Consider the following 8,053-nt stretch of genomic DNA (forward strand, 5'->3'; position numbering starts at 1 on the left):
GCTGGTGTTGGTGCTGGTGTTGGTGCTGGTGTTGGTGCTGGTGTTGGTGCTGGTGTTGGTGCTGGTGTTGGTGCTGGTGTTGGTGCTGGCGAGACAGAAGAAGCCGTAATGTTAATTTGGGTCGGCTGTACTATCTGAGGGTCGGGGCTGAAATAACTTCCCTGTGTAATCACATTTTCCTTCTTTGGACCGCCGGTGGCAATGCTGCCAGCAGTACCGTTGAGTCTGTTATAGTCGGGCCCGATGGTGAAAAGAGTGTTCGAGGCTTCGCCACCGTGGCGAATGGTGATATCTCCACCATTGGCGCTACCAGTCGTGGATGCGGAAATGCTGCAAGCTTGCGACAAGCAGTTGTTATCGTTTGTGAAAGTGCCTGTCGCTCGGAAATTACCGCCGGCTGTAATGTCAATCTCTCCTCCGCCTGTTCTGCCTTCGGTGTTGATATGGGTTACTTCGATGTCGTCGCGGCCGTTGAGGGTGACTTCGCCACCTTGTTTTTCTTCGGAGTTGGCGTCTATGAACCCTGTTTGAATGCTGCTTGAGGGTGCTGCAATACTAACGTCTCCGGCGTTGCTGTTTTTGTCGATCGACCCTGCGTTGATATTGCCTGTTTCTACTTTTCCTGTACGGCTGGTGACGGTGATGTTGCCGCCTGCGGTGGTGTCGGAGTCGGAGTTGATATCGACAGTGCTAATGTCGCCACTAGCTTCTAGGGCGATTGGGCCGCCTTGGGAACTTGTCAGGTTTCCGCTGACTGTAATGCTGTTGGCTGCTTGAATTTCGATCGCCCCAGCGTTTGCATCTTTTAGTGCCACGTCCCCCGCAGCTACTGCTCGGTTAGAGGCCGTGAGTACCACTTCACCGCTGGCATTGACGCTGAGGCCTGTAGCGTTTGTTTCACCGATGCCTGTGAGCAATTCCGGCAAGGTTGCGATCGAGAATGTCGAAGCTGTGCTGGATCTTTCTGTGGTGCTCGTCGCTGAGGGCGGCTCGATTTCCAAACTCAGCAAATTGCCTCGCTGGCGGATCTGCACTAAATTTGTCCCCAAAACTGATGCTACGGTAATTTGACCGTCTGGGGCCGAAAGGCTGCCGGTGCTGACAACGGTGCCGCCGAGCAAGGTTAAGTTCTGCCCTGACTTGACGGCTAAGTCTGCCGTGCTGAGAATTGCCCCTGCTCGATCGGCCCCAAAAGTAAAGGAATTGGGCGCGCCTGTCAGAGATGTGTAAGTGCTAGTACCGACAGCGTTAAACGAGTTTGAACCAAATCCAATAGCGGTGGCGGTGGTTGCTGTGAAAGAAGCCGGCACGTTTAAGCTGGCACTGTTGCCAAATATGATGCCGGATGGATTCATCAGAAACAAGTTAGAATTGCCGCCGGTTACTTGAATTAAGCCGTTAATAATCGACGGGTTGCCGCCGCCTATGCCCGCTAAAATGTTGCGAATGTTGGGGTTTGATATAAAGTTGGCAATCTGATTTTCCGACAAGCCGAATTCTTTAAAGCTGTGGAAAAGATTTTGTCGATCGCTCGATAATTGTCCGCCTTGAATATCGAAGCGACTTGGCTGGCCAGGAGTTCCGTTTTGGGCTGCGGGAGTGACGGTAGTGCCCGTTGCGTCCGCCGCTGGCACAATCGTTTGACCTTCGGCTTTTGCTTGCAATAAGTAAAGATTTATTAAGATAATTGGCAGAGAAAGTGCCAGTTTGCTTATTCTTTCTTTAGAGAGGAATTTCGACGTTTTTTGAATATTTTTGGCGGTTTTCATAGGTTTTTAATGGGTAAAATATATAAATCACAGAAATTAGGTAAAGAAACCAACTTTGTAGAAAAAACTTGGTTGACGGCTGTGTCGCTAAGTATTTGCACATCTGTGCTGTGTCTGGTCAATTTCGTAGAAGATTGGAAATCTACCCCTCATTTGCCGAGGGGTATTTGTGAGCTATTATGTCACTTTTATTACTAAGTAAGGCTTGCCTGGTAAATGTTCACGTTCCCTTGTTAGGAAAGCGATACGCTTGGCTATAAACCTGTTCACTCGTTCCTTAATCGCCTTCGACAGTGCATAAGGCTGGCGTTTACATCACGGTGTCATGGATGAACGTAGTCAGTTAAGACGCTTGACTGCACGTTCCGATGTTGTACAGGTGCTGACTAGGAATGCCAATATCTGAATAGGTTTTTCGGAACGGTTGAAGACGCTATATTTATGAAGCAACCGGGTTTCTGACTGCAAGTGCATTCAGGACTCAATAGGTAGAATTGGCCTCTGCTTTGGCAATTGTCTCAGCGTATCTTTTCCACAATCTAAATATAACTCGAAATGCCTAGGCTCTGTATCTTCCGCATGACATATTAATAAAAAATAACAACAACGGCCTTCTTAGAGGCCCTCCGACGCCTAGAAACCCGCTTTTTTAACTATTATTGATAGTATGAAGGAAGTATAGGGGTTCAAAAACTAGGTTTCTGCCTCCAAGACTGACCCGGAAACATCCCAAAATATTTTATACACAACAAAAAATACTCTACACTTGCCAAAAATTAAAATTATGGAAAGAAGAAATGAGAAGGAGTCAATCGATTTTAGATTTTAGATTTTAGATTTTAGGATTGAAGCATTGACTTGCGCGAGATAAATACGTTCGGCAAGTTTCATGGGATACAGGTTTTTTATTTCTGGACGGATGAATCACGTGGCGGGTATCCTGGATGCTTGATTGTCAGAAGACAGAATTCTGAATTCAGAATCCCCCATGCCTGAAGTGAGGGTTAACGGTCACGGAAAGAATTTTTTGTGATCCACGATTAAAATCGGGGGCTTTAAACCTGGATTCTCCATCCTGTCGCACAGAATCCAGAATGGATTCTGGATTGTGAATTCTGAATTATTCTTCAGTAAGCCAAATTCTTAGGGTGTTCAGAAACCCGGTTTATTTAAAGAAAAAACCGGGTTTTTGGTTTTTTTTGTGTGACTTTTTGTGAAGTAAAACTACTTAAATCCGGCTCTATTTCCCTCTTGTAGTCAAGTCCACTATTGCCGATTTCGATCGCCTGTTTTTCGGTTTTAATCGATCGCCCTGTTTGTGTTTAAGGGGGTGTGCAGGCGGATTTGTGGAAGGATTTAAGAGTTAATTGGGTGAAGTTTGGACAGTGGGCGAGGGACTGGGAGAAGCTGGGCGCGGTGAAGGCTTTGCAGAAGGAGTGGATTGGGTGGATTTTTTGAGACCGACAAAAGCGTCATAACGGGTGGTACGATCGCCAATGACGGCCGCTGTAACGCCGATCGACCGCGTGGCGTCAATCCACATTTTTTGGCTGGGAGGAAACTCCGGTAAAGCGAGGTTTTTCGGGTTAAACGCCGTCTCGGTGTCGATGAAGAAATTGCCGTTGTGAGGTTTAAGTTCCGATCGTACAGTTTTCTGGAACAGTTCGCTGCTTAAAAGCGGACTTTTCGGTGCCGGAACGATCGCATCAACCACGGGAGCTCCTACTGTCATAAACGCTACATTGTTCATCCAGCCGCGAGTTACCGTAATCCCTCCAAACGGCGATGTCCATTTAATCGCCGGTTTGCCGCCGACTTGAATTTCCTCCACTCTAAACCCTTTAGTTTTCATCGTTTCATCAAGCTGTTTCAGGGATTTGTTCGCAGCGCCCTGGTTGTTTGTTTCCACCATAAATACAAATCCGGCCGCAAATTTGTCTCTGGGATTCTGCGCGGGGGCTGGTATTAATGATATAGAAAATTCTCCCGCCATCCAGTTCATCAAGTCTTTATCTAAATCCATGCCGGTAGTAGATTTTAAACCTGTGCGTAAAACTTGGGGATTAATCGGGGAAATCGGGTTTGCCTCGGCTCCTAATACGTAGTCTTGCCACAAACGCTGCAAGTTGCCGCCGGATACCATCATTATTGTATTGTTTGGCAGGCGGTTAACCATTTTTAGAGCATTGTTTTCTACTGCTATCCTTCTGGTAGAATCTGGTTTTAGCCAAGAGACTGATTTGAATCCAATTCCTTCAGCCTCCAGCGTCGCTGTGGTGGCAAATCCCTGATTTTGTTGCAGTTTTTCGAGGCTTTCTGGCGAAATTTCACGGGCTGAGTTGGCGGCGGCATAGGCGGCGGCAACGGGCATATTGACGTAGATTTGACCGAAGGCGCCCGGACTTTTTATTTTGTCTATGGCGTCTGCATAGCCAGGGGTTTTGGCTAGGGAAGGTTCGCCTTTGTAGGTGTCGATTATTCTGTCTGTAGCGCTAGGATCCGTGGTGACTGCTAGATAGTTTGTGCCGAGTACCGCGACTGAGAAATTGCGATCGGGTACTCCTTGAGTTTCTGTGACTTGCACGCCTTTATAATTACGCTCAACTATTTTTCCTTGGCTGAGGGTTCTGGGTTTTGCTAATAATTCTTGGGCTTTGATCGGGTTGGCAATTGGCAGGATAATTGCCACTGACTGTTGAATTGGCGGAGACGGGGGCGCATTGGGTGCGGGCGGGGGGGCTGGTATAGCTATTTTGTTGCGGAGAAAGGCTACCATTGCTGTGTTACCCACCCAGGGTTGAATGTCTTGCTGGTAGGCGTAGCCGTTGCTTGTGAGGAGGCGATCGCGCATTTCGCTTAAAAACCTCTCAAACGAAGCTTTTGACTCCGGCGTGCCAAACTCTCGCAGTTTATTCCACTGGGATTCATCGGTGCTGATGGATAGGGCCATCATCGTATCTTGCGGGACAACGGTTGCCCCCGGCGGCAAATCTTTGGCGGGCCCACGGGAAATGACGAGGTAGTAGGTGACAAAGCCTAAACCGATCAGAAGTGTGGCGGATCCGATCGTAAACAGCAGGGAAGATTTATCTTTCTTAAACATTATTCGTAAGGTTCGGGTGCTCGCAACATGATAGATTATTTTCTTGGCTCATGTAGCAGATACATTAGCAGATACATTTAACCGGGCAAATTTAGGAAACTCGAATTTACCCCTCCGGGAACAACCAGAAAAACTGTTTTTTTTTCATCTGACAGTAGGTTAGGCTCGTGAAACGAAACCTAACACAAAAAATGTAGCAAGGCTTTTGTGACAGTTGGCCTTATACCAATTTTTTATGAGGCCCCGTAGAATCCGATCCCCCCTAGCCAAGAGGGCGGGCACGGGGAGTAGGGGTCGCACCGCCCCTACAAAGGGGGGGACAAGACTCCGCTCAAAGTCAACCCCTACTCCCCTTCTTAAGGGGGATTTAGGGGGATCGAGATATGTGCAACTTCACATTAAATTGGTATTAGTCCTGATTAATTGAATCAGTTTCGAGCCTTAAAGTCTTTAAAGATAGTTTGAAACGAGTACATCAGTCGGTGCACATCGTTTGTGGCTCTCGGAAAAATGTTGAGTTCCCATTTTTTACGAGCGGTAGTTAGCAGTTTTGCTACGGGTTGGGAGTAACTGTTAGAAATGAAATAGCTGCCGCCTTCGTAGCGAATGTCTGACGCTAAGCCGATAAAAGCACCCGCCATTTCTAGTTTTAGTTCCGAGGTGCTGTGTTCCGACTTTACCGCTAAAATCACCTGCGAGTGTCGGGGTTCGCGGTTGAGCAAGCGACAGATATTTGCTTCTTTTTGGTACAAAATTAAAATGTTACAGTTGTGCAGAACTCCGGCTCTACCTTGGACTTTTACTCCTAGGTGAACTTCCAGGGCTGGTTTGTCGGGAAATTCCACAACAGCATGAGTGTATGGATGTGCAGTGCCGTGGATTTTTCCCGCTGTTTTTCTAAATGTTAAATATTTCGGTGTTTCGTCGTCTAAAACATTGTTGTAATAAATAGTACCGCCTTCATTAGCAACTGCTTTTAGTAGAATAGTGAAGAGGTAAGTGTCAAAAATTCTGGCTTGTTCTGCCGCTGTGTTAAATTCGGGATCGATCGAGCTTTTTAATTTGCTTTTTATTTCGGAATTGATGGCGTAGTTGCTGGGCCCGGAAGGCAGTTTTTCGAGCAAGTGCTTGAGGGCGATCGCCTGTTTGTGACGGGGGGCTGTGACGCTGGAAGTAAACTCGATTGTTTTGGCTGTTTCTGCACCTGAATTGGCAAAGGTAATTTTTGTGCCGAGGGGAGAGGTTTCTGATTCTACTTTCAAGAAATAAGCAATTTCGTCTTCCATTTCGGAAGTGTTAACAGTCGCTTGCTCGACAGCATTAATTAACAGCAAAAGTTGTTCTTTTGCGGTATAATCTTCTATCTTGAGCAGAGGTGTTTTTCTTTTGAGCGATCGCTCTTCAATTACTTTGCCTATCTCTACAGTATCCGCTACTTGTTGAACTACCCAACCCAAATTAAACTCATTCAGAATTGCCGCCAGTTCCTGATAGAGTTTGGCATACTCGATCTCATCCATAATTGCTTCTGCACTGCACGCTATTCTGATTATACAAGATAGTTTGATTTTTTGGTCAAGTATCCTGCCGATTTTAGGTTTTAAATTTTAGGATGATTCTCACGGATGAATCCTAGGGCTTTTCGGTCAACAGTCAACAGTTAGCAGTCAACAGTCAACAGTCAACTGCCAATTAGCAGTAAGCTATTCTACGACATTCTGTAGCGATCGAACTATGGCAACTATCAACGACAACTACCTCAAACTCAAAGCTGGCTACCTGTTTCCCGAAATTGGGCGCAGGGTGAAAGCCTATGCAGAGGCTAATCCCGAAGCGCCCATCATCCGGCTGGGGATTGGCGACGTGACTGAACCGCTACCGGCTGCTTGTCGGGAGGCGATGGTGGCGGCGGTGGAAGAAATGGGTTCGCGGGATACCTTTAAAGGATACGGCCCGGAACAAGGTTATGAGTGGCTGCGGGAGAAAATTGCCGAGCACGATTTCAAGTCGCGGGGATGCGATGTTGATGCTTCGGAAATCTTTATTTCTGATGGTTCTAAGTGCGATTGCGGCAATATTCTCGATATTTTTGGCAACAATAACACGATCGCAGTTACCGATCCAGTGTATCCGGTGTATGTAGACACTAACGTGATGGCTGGACACACGGGAGATGCGAACGAAAATGGCGAATACGGCGGCTTAGTTTACCTGCCAATTACAGCGGAAAACAATTTTACTGCCCAAATTCCCACTGACAAAAAAGTCGATTTAATTTACTTGTGTTTCCCGAATAACCCGACGGGGGCAACTGCAACTAAGGAACACTTGCAAGCTTGGGTAAATTATGCTAAAGCTAACGGTTCGATTATTTTCTTCGATGCGGCTTACGAAGCGTATATTACCGATCCGAGTTTACCGCATTCTATCTACGAAATTGAAGGCGCGCGGGATTGTGCGATCGAATTTCGTTCTTTTTCCAAAAATGCTGGTTTCACGGGTACTCGCTGTGCGCTGACAGTTGTACCGAAGACTTTGACTGGAAAAGCAGCAGATGGTTCCGATGTGGAAATTTGGAAATTGTGGAACCGCCGCCAATCTACTAAATTTAACGGAGTTTCTTACATAGTGCAGCGCGGTGCTGAGGCGGTTTATTCTGAGGCTGGCAAGGCACAGATTCGGGCTTTAGTCAATTTTTACATGGAAAATGCTGCGATTATTCGCGAGAAATTGACAGCGGCGGGAATCGAGGTTTTTGGTGGCGAAAATGCACCTTATGTGTGGGTGAAAACGCCTCACGGTTTGTCGAGTTGGGATTTCTTTCAGAAGTTGCTGGAAACTTGTAATGTGGTGGGAACTCCGGGTTCTGGTTTTGGTGCGGCGGGTGAGGGTTATTTCCGCATTTCGGCGTTTAATAGTCGGGAGAATGTGGAAGAAGCGATGAGACGGATTGTGGAGAAGTTTAAGGTGTAAAAGGGCGAGAGATAATTCTTTTTGGGGCGGGCTTTTCGGCCCACCCCACAAGAAATTAATATGTTGTGGAACAGGCATCTTGCCTGTTTCTTTGGGCGGGTAAGATGCCCACCCCACAAGAAATTTGATGTGTTGTGGAACAGGCATCTTGCCTGTTGCTTTGGGCGGGCTTTTCGGCCCACCCCACAAGAAATTGATAGGTTGTGGA

The 8,053-nt window shown here is 47.0% G+C and carries 4 protein-coding genes; 1 reads left to right on the forward strand and 3 read right to left on the reverse strand.

The genetic code is table 11. The annotated features are described in order from the left end of the window. The 3 genes from QUB10_RS24500 to QUB10_RS24510 form a co-directional block, all read right to left on the reverse strand. A partial coding sequence (locus QUB10_RS24500; RefSeq protein ID WP_333205833.1) for a two-partner secretion domain-containing protein occupies nucleotides 1-1,769 on the reverse strand: 1,769 nt, incomplete at its 3' end. A 1,363-nt stretch (nucleotides 1,770-3,132) separates the two neighbouring features. Then, the gene (locus QUB10_RS24505; protein ID WP_333205834.1) at nucleotides 3,133-4,872 is read right to left on the reverse strand and encodes a DUF3352 domain-containing protein; all 1,740 of its coding nucleotides are present in this window, start codon (nucleotides 4,870-4,872) and stop codon (nucleotides 3,133-3,135) included. A 428-nt stretch (nucleotides 4,873-5,300) separates the two neighbouring features. Further along, nucleotides 5,301-6,392 carry a hypothetical protein gene (locus tag QUB10_RS24510; protein ID WP_333205835.1) on the reverse strand — a complete coding sequence of 364 codons (1,092 nt, stop codon included), beginning with the start codon at nucleotides 6,390-6,392 and terminating at the stop codon, nucleotides 5,301-5,303. A 214-nt stretch (nucleotides 6,393-6,606) separates the two neighbouring features. Between QUB10_RS24510 and QUB10_RS24515 the strand changes: the two genes are divergently transcribed. Next, nucleotides 6,607-7,845, forward strand: coding sequence for an LL-diaminopimelate aminotransferase (locus tag QUB10_RS24515; RefSeq protein ID WP_333205836.1), 1,239 nt, complete (start codon nucleotides 6,607-6,609; stop codon nucleotides 7,843-7,845). Nucleotides 7,846-8,053: the final 208 nt, after the last annotated feature.

Origin of the sequence: Microcoleus sp. B5-D4 (assembly GCF_036705145.1) — a bacterium.
GTDB lineage: Bacteria > Cyanobacteriota > Cyanobacteriia > Cyanobacteriales > Microcoleaceae > Microcoleus.

Bases quoted from the DNA above. Each gene is read 5' to 3' on its own strand.
- QUB10_RS24505 (WP_333205834.1), bottom strand. From the start codon at position 4,872: ATGTTTAAGAAAGATAAATCTTCCCTGCTGTTTACGATCGGATCCGCC.
- QUB10_RS24510 (WP_333205835.1), bottom strand. From the start codon at position 6,392: ATGGATGAGATCGAGTATGCCAAACTCTATCAGGAACTGGCGGCAATT.
- QUB10_RS24515 (WP_333205836.1), top strand. From the start codon at position 6,607: ATGGCAACTATCAACGACAACTACCTCAAACTCAAAGCTGGCTACCTG.